The 14,902-nt window shown below is 36.8% G+C and carries 13 protein-coding genes; 3 read left to right on the top strand and 10 right to left on the bottom strand.

Annotated elements, in window-relative coordinates:
- Positions 1–12 precede the first annotated feature (12 nt).
- From mreD to AC6QZF_RS00670, 3 genes are read right to left on the bottom strand one after another with little or no spacing between them, the layout of a single operon-like run.
- On the bottom strand, positions 13–546 hold the full coding sequence (mreD, locus tag AC6QZF_RS00660; RefSeq protein ID WP_499797956.1) for a rod shape-determining protein MreD: 534 nt from the start codon (positions 544–546) through the stop codon (positions 13–15).
- Entirely contained in the window at positions 546–1,403 is an 858-nt protein-coding gene (gene mreC / locus AC6QZF_RS00665) for a rod shape-determining protein MreC (RefSeq protein ID WP_499797957.1), read from the bottom strand. The genes mreD and mreC overlap by 1 nt, the downstream gene beginning before the upstream one ends.
- A gap of 13 nt (positions 1,404–1,416) precedes the next feature.
- Positions 1,417–2,442 carry a rod shape-determining protein gene (locus tag AC6QZF_RS00670; RefSeq protein WP_499797958.1) on the bottom strand — a complete coding sequence of 342 codons (1,026 nt, stop codon included), beginning with the start codon at positions 2,440–2,442 and terminating at the stop codon, positions 1,417–1,419.
- Positions 2,443–2,595: 153 nt separating this feature from the next.
- Here AC6QZF_RS00670 and AC6QZF_RS00675 point away from each other — a divergent pair, with 153 nt between their 5' ends.
- The gene (locus tag AC6QZF_RS00675) at positions 2,596–3,006 is read left to right on the top strand and encodes a hypothetical protein (RefSeq protein ID WP_499797959.1); all 411 of its coding nucleotides are present in this window, start codon (positions 2,596–2,598) and stop codon (positions 3,004–3,006) included.
- A 103-nt stretch (positions 3,007–3,109) separates the two neighbouring features.
- Here AC6QZF_RS00675 and AC6QZF_RS00680 read toward each other — a convergent pair whose 3' ends face one another.
- The 7 genes from AC6QZF_RS00680 to nusA all read right to left on the bottom strand — a co-directional run bounded on the left by AC6QZF_RS00680 (position 3,110) and on the right by nusA (position 12,007).
- Entirely contained in the window at positions 3,110–3,913 is an 804-nt protein-coding gene (locus tag AC6QZF_RS00680) for a septal ring lytic transglycosylase RlpA family protein (protein WP_499797960.1), read from the bottom strand.
- A 413-nt stretch (positions 3,914–4,326) separates the two neighbouring features.
- Positions 4,327–5,628, bottom strand: coding sequence for a serine hydroxymethyltransferase (glyA, locus tag AC6QZF_RS00685; RefSeq protein ID WP_499797961.1), 1,302 nt, complete (start codon positions 5,626–5,628; stop codon positions 4,327–4,329).
- 69 nt (positions 5,629–5,697) lie between these two features.
- A complete protein-coding gene (locus AC6QZF_RS00690; protein ID WP_499797962.1) occupies positions 5,698–6,651 on the bottom strand; it encodes a bifunctional riboflavin kinase/FAD synthetase in 954 nt (317 codons plus the stop codon).
- A complete protein-coding gene (truB, locus tag AC6QZF_RS00695) occupies positions 6,648–7,367 on the bottom strand; it encodes a tRNA pseudouridine(55) synthase TruB (RefSeq protein ID WP_499797963.1) in 720 nt (239 codons plus the stop codon). Before truB ends, AC6QZF_RS00690 begins: the two co-directional genes overlap by 4 nt.
- A gap of 7 nt (positions 7,368–7,374) precedes the next feature.
- Complete coding sequence (rbfA, locus tag AC6QZF_RS00700; RefSeq protein ID WP_499797964.1) at positions 7,375–7,740, bottom strand: 30S ribosome-binding factor RbfA; 366 nt, start codon at positions 7,738–7,740, stop codon at positions 7,375–7,377.
- Positions 7,741–7,765: 25 nt separating this feature from the next.
- The gene (gene infB / locus AC6QZF_RS00705) at positions 7,766–10,657 is read right to left on the bottom strand and encodes a translation initiation factor IF-2 (RefSeq protein WP_499797965.1); all 2,892 of its coding nucleotides are present in this window, start codon (positions 10,655–10,657) and stop codon (positions 7,766–7,768) included.
- A 24-nt stretch (positions 10,658–10,681) separates the two neighbouring features.
- On the bottom strand, positions 10,682–12,007 hold the full coding sequence (nusA, locus tag AC6QZF_RS00710; protein ID WP_499797966.1) for a transcription termination factor NusA: 1,326 nt from the start codon (positions 12,005–12,007) through the stop codon (positions 10,682–10,684).
- 211 nt (positions 12,008–12,218) lie between these two features.
- Here nusA and AC6QZF_RS00715 point away from each other — a divergent pair, with 211 nt between their 5' ends.
- Together AC6QZF_RS00715 and AC6QZF_RS00720 are read left to right on the top strand one after the other, a co-directional pair.
- Positions 12,219–13,382, top strand: a complete 1,164-nt coding sequence (locus AC6QZF_RS00715) for an acyl-CoA dehydrogenase family protein (RefSeq protein ID WP_499797967.1) — start codon at positions 12,219–12,221, stop codon at positions 13,380–13,382.
- Positions 13,383–13,390: 8 nt separating this feature from the next.
- The gene (locus tag AC6QZF_RS00720) at positions 13,391–14,779 is read left to right on the top strand and encodes a UDP-N-acetylmuramoyl-tripeptide--D-alanyl-D-alanine ligase (protein WP_499797968.1); all 1,389 of its coding nucleotides are present in this window, start codon (positions 13,391–13,393) and stop codon (positions 14,777–14,779) included.
- The last annotated feature ends 123 nt before the right edge of the window (positions 14,780–14,902 follow it).

The raw sequence follows: 14,902 nt of genomic DNA on the forward strand, positions 1-14,902 counted from the left end.
TGTCTTTTTTTTTTAATCAATATCAATCTCTTTTGCTGGAATTTTAATTAAAATTGCTATAGCAGAAAATAACATAGTGTAGAGAGTTGCAGAAACACCATATTGAAGGAAAAAATGCCAGAAAGATGTTTCTGCGGGTTTCAAATAGAAAAAGAAGTAAATTAAGTTATGAATAAATGCTGAAACCAGGACAACAACTGTGAATCGCAATGTATTTAAGTTAGATTTAATATTTCTTTCTTTGTAAAAAAAGCCAGCGACGTAAGAAGCAACTAATTTAGCCAGAGCGTTAGTTCCGATTACATCCCCAGAGATAAAATCAAAAATCAGTCCAATTCCAAATGCAAAGAATAATCCAACAAACTGCCCTTCGGCTAATGTAATCCACACACACAATATCAAGAGCAAATCAGGAGTTATGTTTTCAATAGCAATAATATCAATGAATAGTAATTCTAAAAGCATTAAAAACAAAGCAAGAATGGCATAGACGATATATCTTATTTGAATTTGCTTAAGATAATATTTATTTTCTACTAATTTCATTATTTTCTTTGTCTATTTTTTGCTTTAATAGTTTCTTCGATTTTTTTTGTTAGTTCAATGATTTCTTCATCTACAATGAAATCAATTACATAAACTTGCTCTAATGAAGAAAAATTCACATACGGTTCTACATAAATTTTATGAAAAAGCGAGCCATATTCTTTTTCGACCTTAGCAACCTTCCCGATTGGGATATTGTGTGGAAATTTCACGCTGTAATTTGATGTTACAATAATATCATTTGGATAGACTTCGAATGAAGTTGGGATATTTTTAAGGACAAGATAATTTCCACCTTCCCAGCTTAATATACCATCAGTTTGATTTCTAACGATTTTTGCAGAAACTTTTACGTGACGATTGTTAAGGGTTTCGACCAAAGAATATCTATTTGTTGTAGCAACAATCTCGCCAACAAGACCGGCGTCAGTTCGGACTGCCATTCCTTCCCGGACTCCGTCATTACTGCCTTTGTCAATAGTAACATAGGAACGCATCTGAACATTTGTTTTATTTACAACTTCTGCGGAGATAAGTTTTTCAGATGAAGTATCTTTGAGAGCGAGCATTGAGCGAAGGCGGTTATTTTCAATAAGAGCAGCTCTCATCTTAATAACTTCTGAGGAAAGTTGCAAATTTAAATCTCTTAGAGCTTGGTTTTCACTTTTTAAGGCAATGGGATTCGGCACCCAGGAAAAAATCCTCTGGATATTGCTTATTGAGGCAATAACAATAGCCCTGAATCCGCTAATTTTTGATACTTCTCCTAAAGAAATCAATGATAAAGAAATAACACAAAGCGCTGTAAATGTTATTAAGACTTTAAAACGCAATATTGTTTTAATTAGTTCCTGCATCTACAAAACGATATTAATACCGAGTGCTTTTAATGAGAACAGAGCGGTAGTCACTAAGATTTTCGAGCACTTTACCAGTGCCGCGGACCACTGCTGTTAGCGGGTCTTCTGCTATGTGAACAGGCAGTTTTGTTTCTTCGCGGATGCGTTCGTCAAGCCCTTTGAGTAAAGCACCACCACCACTAAGCATAATTCCGCGGTCGTAAATATCGGCAGCTAATTCGGGTGGTGTTCGTTCCAAAAGACGAAGTACAGCGTTGACAATTTCCTGAACAGATTCGGACAAAGCACCACGAATATCAGCTGAGGTAACTTCAATCATTCTTGGGACACCTGTAAGCAAATCGCGTCCTTTGACTTCTATTTCTAATTCTTCTTTAAGAGAAACAGCAGAGCCGACAGAGCATTTAATTTGTTCTGCAGTGCGCTCACCAATTAAAATATTATGTTGACGTCGGAAATAATTGACAATAGCGGCTGTCATCTCGTCGCCAGCGATTTTAATTGATTCATCGCTAACAATACCTGAAAGAGCAATAACGGCAATTTCAGTTGTACCACCCCCAATATCCACAATCATGTTTCCAACGGGTTCGTGAACGTTCAGTCCAATACCAATGGCACTTGCCATAGGTTCAGCGATAAGATGGACTTCTTTAGCACCTGCGTGTTCGCAACTATCGCGCACAGCTCTTTTTTCCACTTCTGTAATTCCGCTGGGAACGCAAACAACAACTCTCCGCGCAGGCTGCCAAGACATTGAAACTTTACGGATAAATGCTCGCAACATACCTTCGGCAATTTCAAAATCGGCAATTGCACCATCTTTCATTGGACGGATAATTTTAATATCGCGGTGAGTTTTTCCAATCATTTGTTGAGCATCGTGTCCGATAGCGATAATATGTTTATCGGAGCGGTCAAAAGCTACAATTGAGGGTTCATTCAGAACTATTCCTTTGCCTTTCACCCAGATAAGAGTGTTGGCAGTGCCTAAATCTATTGCAACATCATTCGAGAAAAAATTAAAAAGTGCCATTATTTTGATTATATTAAATTCATACAACTTGTAAAATACAAAAATAAGCAAAATTATTTTACTTTTACATTAAAGTTTATTTGTATTGCAATTTTCTATTACAATTATTGTCCAACAACTTCGATTATATAATTTTAAAAAGGAGCATTTAAAATGAATTCGCAATTAAATAATGAAAACCTGATTGAAATATTACGCAATTGGCAAAAATTGGAAGATGCAGCAGTTGCAAACACAACAGAAATTATAAAAAATTCCCGCAATCCATTCATTCAGATTATTATGGAAATAATTCGCCAAGATTCAGTGATGCATAGACGCATACAGCAATTAATAATAGATAGCCTTGAAATGAAGGATTTTGCTATTGACCCTGACGAAATTGCATTACTATGGGAAAAGATTGAGGAACACGATGAAATGGAGAAGAAAGTCGTCAAAATTGCTGAAATTGCCCGCGACGAAACATCTTCACCCGTTGTGCGGTATTTGCTCGATTATCTACTTGAAGATGAGAGAAAACACGATAATTTGCTTATTAAATTAGAGCATCTTAGAAAATAGAAGAATCTTATTTATTTTTATTAAGAAAAAAAGCTGCTCGATATTTCGAACAGCTTTTTTTTAATTTGCCTGATATTCAGAGAGGGGGGAATTCTCTGAACCATTATAGGCGAGACAAGTTTTTGTCTTGTTTAATTGTGCCGACGCGAGCAAGATAATATTTGTTCTCGGCATCAGCAGGATTTTTGTCGGCATCTACAACGAGATAAACATTCTGATTGTAGGGGAAATTAGAAATTGATTTCAGCTTTTCATAAATTTCTTGAAAATTGTCTGATGAATCAATTTTTGAGACTATTTCTATTGGAATGCAAGCCGGCTCGTTGAACAATGAGTAAGCATAATAATATTTTTTGTTCATTTTGCCAGCAATGTTATGCTTTCCACGTAGAAAACCTTCAATTTTTACTTTTGCAAGTCCTAATCCTTCAATTTCCTTTGCAGAGGCGTATGATAAATCTAACAATCTGCGTTGGATGTGGGGACCGCGATCATTAATTCTCACCAAAGTTGATTTACCATTTGCCAAATTTGTTACTTTCAGGATTGTACCAAATGGCAACTTGCGGTGAGCAGCAGTGTTTTCGAACATATCAAAACGCTCACCTGATGATGTGCGTCTTTTGTGGAATTTGTGAGCATAATACGATGATATTCCACTTGTCGAAAACAGATAGAGAGCATTTAAGTTTGTTTCTGATATTATTTCTCTGTAATCATCTTCATTTTTTTCTACATTTTGTCCTTTTACTTCATCATCGATTTCGATTATATTCCCTTGCGCAACACCCAAAAATTGAATTGAGACCAATGCGATTAAAGGAATTAAAAGCCATAGAACACTGTAACGGCTTTTGAATAATTTAGAATAACCCATGGAGTTCTTCACTCCTATTTTTTGAAACATACCTTTCTTAGAAGCGTTTTAGCTTCTAAAACTTCCCCCCTTGATTAATCCTCTAATTGTTTAACATAATTTTTATAGTTTTGTAAATTTCAAAATCAATATAACGATATTTATTTTAATTAATTGTAAAAATTATTCAAAAAAATTAAATTTCACACTGCAATAAAATTACTAACCCTCGAAAATTATTATATATTGTATATTTTGAGAAAATGAAAAAATGATTAAAAATAAATCATTTTTTGTTTTTTAACAATAAAAGTGCTTTTGATTAGGAAAATATTTTTTAATGAGAATATTTAAACTACATTCATAAATCGCGTAGGCTTGTTAGAACTGCATGTAAGTTGAACAAAAAACAACAGGCTATCTTGTTATCAAGACAGCCTCTTTCAATTATCTATTAAGAAATATTACTTTAATATTTTTTGATGTAGTGGGAATTTTGATGTAAATTGACGAACTTCTTCGGCAACTTGCTTATGTATTTTCTCGTCGTCGATATTGGAAAGGACTTTATCTATCAATTCAGCAACATATCTAAAGTCATCTTCCTTAAAGCCGCGAGTTGTCAGGGCTGGGGTGCCAAGTCGAATGCCTGAAGTAATAAGAGGAGATTTATCATCGAATGGGACAGAATTTTTGTTGCAGGTAATACCGGCTTCGTCGAGGGCGAGTTGAGCTTGCTTCCCAGTCAGTCCCTTATTACGCAAATCCACAAGCATAAGGTGGTTGTCAGTTCCGCCACTTACTAAATTGTAGCCGCGTTTCATAAGCTCTTCGGCAAAAACTTTTGCATTTTTAAGGACTTGCTGGATATATAAATCGAATTCTTCCGATAGGCATTCGCCGAAAGCAACTGCTTTTGCAGCAATTACGTGCATAAGTGGCCCCCCTTGAACACCGGGCATAACCCACGAATCAATAATTTCGCTCATCATCTTTGTGCGACCAGACTTAGGAGCAACTATACCGAAAGGATTTTCGAAATCTTTGCCCATTAAAATCAGACCGCCACGGGGACCGCGAAGGGTTTTGTGAGTTGTAGATGCTACTACGTGGCAATGAGGAATTGGGCTTGTCAGATAGCCTTTTGCAATAATTCCGGCGGGGTGAGCAATATCCGCGAACAAGAAAGCACCTACCATATCGGCGATTTCGCGGAATTTTTTAAAATCGATGTCGCGTGGATAAGCAGAGGCTCCCACAGTGATTAATTTTGGTTTATGCTGACGTGCAAGGCTTTCGACCTTGTCGTAGTCTATACATCCGGTTTTTTCGTCAACTTCGTAAGGAACAAAATTGAAGAAGCGGCCAGAGAAATTAACAGGTGAGCCGTGTGTTAGATGTCCGCCGTGAGCAAGGCTAAGCCCCATAACTGTATCGCCTGGCTTTATAAATGAGTAATAAACCGCCATATTTGCATTAGAACCGCTATGGGGTTGAACATTAGCATATTCAGCACCGAACAATTTTTTCAGTCGGTCGCGAGCAATATTTTCGGCAACATCTACCCATTCACAACCACCATAGTAGCGATTTCCCGGGTAACCTTCCGCATATTTATTAGTGAGGACAGAACCTTGAGCTTGCATTACAGCATCGGAAACGAAATTTTCGCTAGCAATAAGTTCCAATTTTTCTGATTGACGCTGATACTCATTTTTCAGAGCTTCCCAAAGTTCTAAATCTTGTTGTTTGACTATATCGTACATTTCAAACCCTTTTTTATTTTGTAAAAATAAAGTTTTGTAAAATTAATGAATATTATTTGAAAATTGAATTTATTTATTCAATAAATTATGTTCTTCAATTAGATCTCTGCATTTGAGTTCATCTTTTTCAATTTGGTATGAAAGTTCATCGATGTTTTTAAATTTTTTTTCTTCTCTAATGAAATAATGGAAATTAACAGCAATTTCTCTATCGTACAAGTCATCAGAAAAATCGAAGAAATTGACTTCAAGAGTGGGTTTGGTATCGACTGTAACGGTTGGTCGGGTACCAATATTTGCCATACCGAAAAGTGTATTGCCATCAATTTCGGAAGAAACTAAATACACACCGTTGCCGGGAAGCAATTTATAGGTATCGTGAGGTTTGATATTTGCAGTAGGGTAGCCGATGGTAGCGCCACGCCCATTACCGTGGACAACTTTTCCACGAACAATGTAAGGATAGCCAAGGTATTTATTTGCTGTTGCGACGCCGGCTTCGACCAATAAATGGCGAATTTTTGTGCTTGAGACGACTATATCATCTTCAACATAATCTTCAACTTTTTCTATTTCAAAATCATATTTTTTTGAATATTCTTTCAAAAGTTCGTAAGAGCCCTGACGATTGTGCCCAAAAAAATGTTCGCGTCCCATCAGGAATTTTTTCAAACCGATTTTATCAACTAAATAATTTTTTATAAATTCTTCGGGAGTAGTTTGGGAAAATTCATAAGTAAAGTGAATAATGAAAACGTTTTCAACACCGAACTTCTGAAATAAATTTAATCGCTCTTTTATTGAGGTCAATAGTTGGATTTTAGGTTTATCATTATTTTGAAGGACAATGCGCGGATGAGGGTCCATTGTTATAATAATTGGTCTTAAATTATCTTGTCGAGCTATTTCGTTAAGCCTGTTAATAATCTTTTGATGACCTTTGTGAACTCCATCAAAAGTCCCCAGCGAAATAATTGTATTTTTATTATATTCGATTTCGCTAATATCTCTGTAAATAATCATAATTTACCTGAATTTACTAAATCTACAATATCATAAATTTTCAATGCCTTTTCGACATCAAAATCGCCTATTTTGGTTCGGCGAAGGTTCGACAGATACGCTCCACAACCAATTTCATGTCCCAAATCGCGAGCCAAAGAACGTATATATGTTCCTTTGGAACAGGATATTTTTAATTTAACAAAAGGATTTGAAAAATTCAAGATTTCAATTGAATATATTTTGACTTTGGATGGGGAGATTTCTACTGATTTATTTTTACGAGCAAGTTCGTATAATTTTTTTCCTTGTACTTTTTTAGCAGAGAACATTGGTGGTATCTGTAAAATTTCTCCAAGAAACAATTTAGACTTTTCAGTAATTATCTCTTCACTGAGAAAAGATGTGTTCCTGGGATTTTCTTCGGGAGCTTCGGCGTCGTCGGTGCGAGTTGTGGCACCGAATTTAACTTCTGCAATATACTCTTTTGGTTGGTTCTGAAATTGCTCGATTGCCTTGGTGGCTTTGCCGAGGCAAAGGATAAGCAAACCGGTAGCGAGTGGATCGAGAGTGCCAGTGTGTCCAATTTTTTTGATTTTAAGTAAATTTCTAATTTTTGCGACAACATCGAAAGAGGTCCAGCCTCTTTCTTTATCAATTAAGATGGTTGCACCCTCAGTATTGGCAAGGTGCAACCATAAATTAAACTCATTTATGTTAGTATTATCAAGGAGCATAAAACGACTATTTGTTTTCTTTTAATTTTGCATCTTCTTCTTTGGCTTTTTTAAGAAGTTGCTGAATATGCTCCATTTGGTCGATAGTATCGTCTAAGAAAAACTTCAAATCGGGAATAGTTTTAAGCCGAACACTATGAGCAACGATACCGCGAAGCTCGTATTTTTCTTCTTCGAGCATTTGAAGGAACCTGGCAGGAGAGATTTTGCCACCGTAAATACTGATATATACCTTGGCAAGTGTTAAATCAGGCGAAAACCTTACAGTAGTAACAGTAGCAATACCAGCGTTTTGCTCACGGGCAAAATCGCTAATTGGTTGAGATAATGCTCTTTTTACAATACTTGCTACTTTTTCAGCTCTTATAGACATAATTTGCTTTTTTTAAAATAATAAATCATAGAGTACGCCGAATTTCAACTAATTTATATCCTTGAATAATATCGCCGTCTTGAATATCATTAAATCCATCGAGTTGAATTCCACACTCATAAGAGGTATCAACTTCTTTGACGTCATCTTTATTACGTTTGAGCGAAGCAATGGTACCGTTAAAAATTGGTAGTCCGTTTCTGAGAACTTTCACACGGTCGTTTCTACTAATTTTGCCATTGAGGACATAGCAACCAGCTATAGTACCGATACGGCTAATTTTGAAAATTCTTCTAACTTCAACCTCAGCTGTAACTTCTTCTTTAATTTCTGGTTTGAGAAGACCTTCGAGAGCCATCTGAACTTCATTGATACAATCATAAATTATGTTATACAGTCTAATATCAATTTTCTCGTTGTCTGCTAAGCGTCTTGCAGCTGAGGAAGGCGACACATTAAATCCAATAATAATTGCTTGCGAAGCTGCTGCGAGCATAACATCGGATTCGGAAATTTCTCCAACACCTTGATGCAATATATTGACACGCACTTCATCGGTAGAAAGTTTGAGAAGAGAGTCGCTGATTGCTTCCACTGAACCGCCGACATCACCTTTGATGATAAGGTTAAGTTCCTGAACACTTCCAAGTTTGATACGAGAAGAAATTTCATCAAGCGAAAGGTGGCGGACGCGTCTCATTTCTTGCTCACGTTTGAGTTGCTTACGTTCGTTAGAAATACTACGAGCTTCTGCTTCGCTATCAACTACGAAGAAATTATCACCTGCTTCGGGCAAGCCATCGAATCCCATAACACGAACAGGCACAGCAGGAGTAGCAACGTCCATTTTATTGCCGCGTTCATCTTGCATAGCGCGGACACGCCCGTGGTGAATACCCGAAACAAAAGGATCTCCTATTTTCAAAGTACCTTTTTGAACAATTATTGTAGCAACGGGACCGAGCCCTTTACTTACGTTCGATTCAATAACAACACCTTTAGCTTTTCTATTAGGATTAGCTTTCAAGTCTAAAATATCAGCTTCGAGCAAGATTTTTTCGAGTAGTTCCTCTATATTAATACCTTTCTTAGCAGAAATTTCGACGTGCTGATATTTTCCACCCCATTCTTCAATAAGGACACCGTGATCAGCAAGTTGTTGTTTGATTCTATCAGGGTTAGCGTCGGGTTTGTCAATTTTATTGATAGCGACAATCATCGGCACGCCGGCAGCTTTTGCGTGGCTAATTGCTTCGATTGTTTGTGGCATCACACTATCGTCGGCAGCAACAACAAGAATAACAATATCAGTAACCTGAGCACCGCGTGCACGCATAGCGGTAAATGCCTCGTGTCCAGGTGTATCGAGGAAAGTAATTTCTCGACCATTTGGTAAAGTAACTTTGTATGCACCGATATGCTGAGTGATACCACCAGCTTCGCCAGCAACAACGTTCGAACGGCGAATATAGTCGAGAAGTGAAGTTTTTCCGTGGTCAACGTGTCCCATTATTGTTACGATAGGCGGACGTGGAACAAGCGATTCTGGTGGGTCAATATCTTCTTCTTCTACTTGAACTTTTTGAGTATCAACAAATTCGACTTCGTAACCATAATCGTCAGCGATTAAAGTAATAGTGTCTTTATCTAAACGTTGATTGATTGTAACCATTAATCCCAGCGACATACATTTTAAGATAATTTCGTTAGGCGATTTGCCCATCATATTTGCGAGGTCACCGGTGGTAACGAATTCGGTAATTCTTAAAATATGACTTTCGCGTTCAATTTCTTCAATTTGGCGAATTTCTTTTTCTTTGCGTTCTTGCTTTTTTTTCTGGCGAATGCGCTCACGCATAGAACCTGTATGAGGTTCCATTCCTGCGTAGGTTTCGCGGATTGCGCGCATTACTTCTTCTTCGGAAATGGTTTCGCGGATAGATTTCTTCTTTTTCTTACGTTTTTTATCTTTTACTTTACCCAATTTTTCTTCTGCATCGGGGTCGAAGTCTTTTATTTTTTTCTTGAATTTATCTTTTTTAATCTCAACTTTCGAAGCATCTAGTTTTTCAATAGGTTCATCTGTTTCGATGAACTTATCTTTAATTTTTTTCTTATCTTTCTGTTTTTCAAATGGTTTTTCGGGTGCAATATCGATTTTGCCTAAAATTTTCAACCCCGAAGGTTTTTGAGTTTGGTCGATAACTTCTATTATCTTTTTCTTTTTCTTACGTTTTTTATCTTTTTTAGCTATTGGTTCTGCCTGAATATTTTCTTTCAATGTCTCCTGTTTTTGCTTTTCCTGGACTTTATTTATTGTTTCAGAAGGTTCGCTGATAATTTCAATGGGTTCAGGTGTCTGAGGAAGTTTTACACCAGCGATTGATTTTTCCTCAATAACAGGGAAATGTTCCTCTACTTTTTCTTGTTTGGTTTGAGGTCCGTGGTATTCGGCAACAATTGGAATTGGCTTTTCTTCTTTAATTTCTGGTTCGATTATAGGCGCGATTTCAGGTGTTTCTTCAACTTTAACAGTTTCTGGTTCAACTTTTTGTAGTTCAACAACTTTTTCCTTAACCTCTGTTTCAGTTTTATCAATATCTTTGGCGACAGGTTTTACAAGTTCCTCGACAACAGGGATTTCTTCAACTTTAGCAGAAATATCAATTTTTGCTTTTGGCTGAATTTGTTTGTGAATTTCTTTGTGTTTTTGGAGTTTTTCACGTTGTTTTTCGGCAGCTTTCTTTTCGCGTTTAAATTTATCATAAACAAGTTCTGCCATTTCTTCGGTCAGAGTGGCAGTTGGCTTGTTGTCAATATCAAAACCTTTGGCACGGAGAAATTCAACAATTGTCTCACGTCCAATATTAATTTCGGAGGCAATTTTAATTAATCTTATTTTATTTGATTCAGCCATAATAAAGCAAAAATATTAAACAAACTATTTTTCAAAAATCTTCTTCGACAAGAAAGTAATTACTTCTGGACGTTCTTCTTCGTCGAATTCAGTTAAAATGATTTTACGATAATCCATCAGGCTTTTCGGAGAAAGGCCTTCGATTTCGAGCAATTTATTGAGGTCAGCATCGAGAAACTCTCGAGCTGTGGTAATTCCCATTTCTTTTAATTTTTCAATAAGCTCGTCGCCAAATTCAACTTTGAATTCGACCAAATCAATATCTTCGCCACCTTCTTTGACGAGCTGGATATTAAATCCAGTAAGTTTGGAAGCAAGGCGAACATTTTGTCCATTTTTACCGATGGCAAGCGAAACCTGGTCGTCTGCAACAAGCACGGTGGCAGTTCGTGTTTCGAAAGAGACTTGAATATCTCGCACTTTTGCAGGAGCAAGAGCACGCATAATGAAGACCTGAGGATTTTCGGAATATTCGATTAGGTCAATACTTTCGTTGTTAAGTTCTCTAACGATGGAATGTATGCGAACGCCTTTGAGCCCAACACAAGCACCGACGGGGTCAACTCTATCGTCGTAGGACTGGACAGCGACTTTGGAGCGTTCGCCAGGTTCGCGAGCGATTGCTTTAATTTGAATAACGCCATCGTAAATTTCAGGAATTTCAATTTCAAAGAGACGCATTAAAAATTCATCGCAAGCACGAGAGAGAATGATATCAGGTTGCCCACCGGAACCACTGCGGCGGACTTCTTTAATAATAGCCTTGATTGGCTGATTCTTTTTGTATCTATACGGTTCATTAGGAATTTGTTCTTCACGAGGCAAACGCATTTCAATTCTATTATGCATAACAAGCAGGTCGTGGCGACGAATTTGATAAATTTCGCCCACAATAATCTCACCCACACGATTAGCATATTCGGTGTAGATATTGTCTTTTTCAACTTCTCTAATTTTTTGGTTCAAGTTTTGAGCGGCAAGCGAAATCAGTCTTCGTCCGAAGCTATCGGAAATATTGTCGAGCGTAATTTCTTCGATATATTCATCGCCAATCTCCAAAGGTTCGTCGGTATACATTTGTGCTTCTTCGAGAGAGATTTGGGTATCGGGATTTTCAACTTCCTCGACAACTTCGCGCATCAGATAGATTTCAATATCGCCCTTTTCCATATTGACGATAATTTCAAAATTAGCGTCCTGCCCGTATTTTTTACGGACAACCATCGAAAGAGTTTCTTCGAGAATACCTTGGAGGAGGTCTCTATCGATGTTTTTGGCTTTTGCCATCTCAATAAAAGCATCAACGATAGTCTTTTTGTCTATCTTGTGCTTTGCTTTACGTCTTGCCATTTTTCCTTGACTGATAATTAGTTTTTTAAAATATTTTTAATATTTATCGTTAAAGTCTATTATAATTGTTTTAAAAATAAATATTATTTTTATACAAAAAATGGGCTTGAAATTTCCGAAGCCCATCTCTTATTGAGATATTCAAAAATAAGTAAAATTATTGATTTTGAAAAATGTTTTTTTTAATTCACTGATAAATCAAGGAGTTTTTATGGGGTTCAAAAGTATAGATTATTTCAATATTGACGAACTTTTTACAGAAGAGGAGCTTCTCGTAAGAGAATCTATAAGAAAGTTTGTTGATGATGAAGTGATTCCAATTATTGAGCAATATTATTTCGAAGGGAAATATCCCGAGCATCTTACAGAAAAGCTTGCTGAACTTGGGGTTTTTGGGATTACACTATCAGAAGAATATGGTGGTGCTGGTGCGAACTATACATCTTATGGGCTCGCAATGCAAGAGCTCGAACGCGGCGATTCGGCGGTTCGTTCATTTGCGTCTGTTCAAAATTCGCTGGTGATATATCCAATTTCGCGATATGGGACAGAAGAACAGAAACACAAATGGCTTCCTCGTCTTGTTCGAGGCGAAGCAATTGGATGTTTTGGACTAACTGAACCTGATTTTGGTTCTAATCCAGCGGGGATAATAACAACTGCAAAGAAAATTGACGGTGGATTTTTGTTAAATGGCGCTAAAATGTGGATTACAAATGGTACTGCGGCAGATGTTGCAGTAGTTTGGGCAAAATTAGACGGCGAAATCCATGGTTTTCTAGTGGAAAAAGGGACAAAAGGTTTTTCTGCGCCTGAAATGAAAGGCAAACACTCATTGAGGGCTTCGGTTACATCTGAACTAATTTTTGAAGATTGCGAAATACCCGAAGAAAATATTTTGAACGTAGCAGGATTGCGAGGACCTCTTTCTTGTTTAAATCAGGCTCGCTATGGGATTGCTTGGGGAGCAGTCGGGGCGGCACTTGCAGTATTCCACTCGGCGATTGAATATTCGAAATCGCGTATACAATTTGGCAAGCCAATTGCAAAATTTCAAATTACGCAAGAAAAATTAGTATGGATGCTAAATGAAATTACAAAAGCTCAGCTTGTCTGCTATCGGCTTGGAAGACTTATGGACGAAGGTAGAGCTCGTCCTGAACATATTTCTTTTGCAAAACGCAACAATGTAGATATGGCATTGCAATGCGCCCGTATCGCTCGTGAGATTCACGGTGCAAATGGGATTTTGGGCGAATATCCTGTGATGCGACACAGCGCAAATCTTGAATCGGTCAAAACATACGAAGGAACACACGAAATTCACACATTAATTTTAGGTAGAGATATAACTGGTGAAGATGCTTTTGAATAGGAGAAAAAATGCTACAAAACAAAGCTAAATTTACTTCTGTTGAAATAATGGCAATTTTTGGCGAAGAGAATGTTTTAAACATGGGACAGAATGAGTTTATTGGAGTATCGATTGATACACGCTCAACTACTGAGGGAGAAATCTTTGTCCCACTGATTGGTGAAAAAATAGACGCTCACGAACTTATATCTGACGCTTTTTCAAAAGGGGCATCGCTTGTATTAGTATCGAAAAATTGGTACGAAAAAAATTCAGACAAAGTGGCAGGAAAACCATTGGTTTTGGTCGAAGACACACTAAGCGCTCTTGGAGAGCTCGCTTCGTTTCATAGAAATAGATTTAACATTCCAGTTATTGCAGTTGCAGGCTCAAATGGTAAGACTACAACCAAAGATATGATTTCGGCGGTTCTTTCGAGAAAATTCAAAGTTTTGAAAACTTATCAGAATTTTAACAACCGAATTGGTGTTCCACTGATGATTTTTAATCTTGATGAAACTATTGAGTGCGCTATAATTGAAATTGGGACAAACGAACCTGGTGAAATCTATATCCTTTCGGAAATACTTTCACCGACTGATGGTATTATTACAAACATTGGACAGGAACATTTAGAGAAGCTAATGGACCTTGATGGAGTGGAGATGGAGGAAACAAGCTTATTTGGATATTTACAACGTTTTGGAGGGATGTGTTTTATCAACTGCGACGATGAGCGATTATCTAAATACAGAAAAATTATTGATCGAAAGTTTACATATTCTACCATTTATGACGATGTGAATTTAAAAGTTGAAATAGAGATTAATCCAAATATTAATCCAGTACTGAAATACACCGTAGATGATCAACCATATGAGATTAAACTAAATGCATATGGAATTGCTTCAGGCTATAATGCTGTTGCAGCTGTTGCTCTTGGGAAATATTTTGGGATAGAAGATACCGAAATTAAAATTGCACTCGAAAATTATGAACAGGAAAAATACAGTGGCTATGCTCGAATGATGCTACAAGAAATTAAAGGCTACACAATTTTGAATGATTGCTATAATGCTAATCCATCATCGATGAAAATGTCCATCGCGACATTGGAGAAATACAACGGAAAGTCCAAGAGAGCAGTTATACTCGGTGATATGCGCGAACTCGGCGAGAAGTCGCTTGAATTGCATATAGAAGTGCTAAAATATGCTTCTCAGGTCTGCGATAGAGTTTTTACAATAGGCGATTTTATGCAGCAAGCAAGCACATTGCTTAAAGCACGCAACGTTGAGCATTATTCTGATTTGGTTGAAATTGCCAATAAAATAAAAGAATTGAAAAATGATTATGCGTTTCTTCTTAAAGGATCTCGCGGAATGAAAATGGAAAGAATAATTGATTTGCTAAATTAAATACACTTGAATTATTAATAAAGTATAAAAGAAATTGCCAAGTCATTTTTCTTAATAGCTTAATAGTATGAATTTATTATATTTGTAAATTATATTTAATTAGTTTAATAAATTTTGAGTGAT

The sequence above is a fragment of the Eximiradius sp. genome, assembly GCA_937127445.1.
Classification (GTDB): Bacteria; Bacteroidota; Ignavibacteria; order Kapaibacteriales; family UBA2268; genus JAKIZO01.

Excerpts from the sequence above, each read along its gene's own strand:
- mreD (WP_499797956.1), bottom strand. The coding sequence starts at position 546 with ATGAAATTAGTAGAAAATAAATATTATCTTAAGCAAATTCAAATAAGA.
- mreC (WP_499797957.1), bottom strand. The coding sequence starts at position 1,403 with ATGCAGGAACTAATTAAAACAATATTGCGTTTTAAAGTCTTAATAACA.
- AC6QZF_RS00670 (WP_499797958.1), bottom strand. The coding sequence starts at position 2,442 with ATGGCACTTTTTAATTTTTTCTCGAATGATGTTGCAATAGATTTAGGC.
- AC6QZF_RS00675 (WP_499797959.1), top strand. The coding sequence starts at position 2,596 with ATGAATTCGCAATTAAATAATGAAAACCTGATTGAAATATTACGCAAT.
- AC6QZF_RS00680 (WP_499797960.1), bottom strand. The coding sequence starts at position 3,913 with ATGTTTCAAAAAATAGGAGTGAAGAACTCCATGGGTTATTCTAAATTA.
- glyA (WP_499797961.1), bottom strand. The coding sequence starts at position 5,628 with ATGTACGATATAGTCAAACAACAAGATTTAGAACTTTGGGAAGCTCTG.
- AC6QZF_RS00690 (WP_499797962.1), bottom strand. The coding sequence starts at position 6,651 with ATGATTATTTACAGAGATATTAGCGAAATCGAATATAATAAAAATACA.
- truB (WP_499797963.1), bottom strand. The coding sequence starts at position 7,367 with ATGCTCCTTGATAATACTAACATAAATGAGTTTAATTTATGGTTGCAC.
- rbfA (WP_499797964.1), bottom strand. The coding sequence starts at position 7,740 with ATGTCTATAAGAGCTGAAAAAGTAGCAAGTATTGTAAAAAGAGCATTA.
- infB (WP_499797965.1), bottom strand. The coding sequence starts at position 10,657 with ATGGCTGAATCAAATAAAATAAGATTAATTAAAATTGCCTCCGAAATT.
- nusA (WP_499797966.1), bottom strand. The coding sequence starts at position 12,007 with ATGGCAAGACGTAAAGCAAAGCACAAGATAGACAAAAAGACTATCGTT.
- AC6QZF_RS00715 (WP_499797967.1), top strand. The coding sequence starts at position 12,219 with ATGGGGTTCAAAAGTATAGATTATTTCAATATTGACGAACTTTTTACA.
- AC6QZF_RS00720 (WP_499797968.1), top strand. The coding sequence starts at position 13,391 with ATGCTACAAAACAAAGCTAAATTTACTTCTGTTGAAATAATGGCAATT.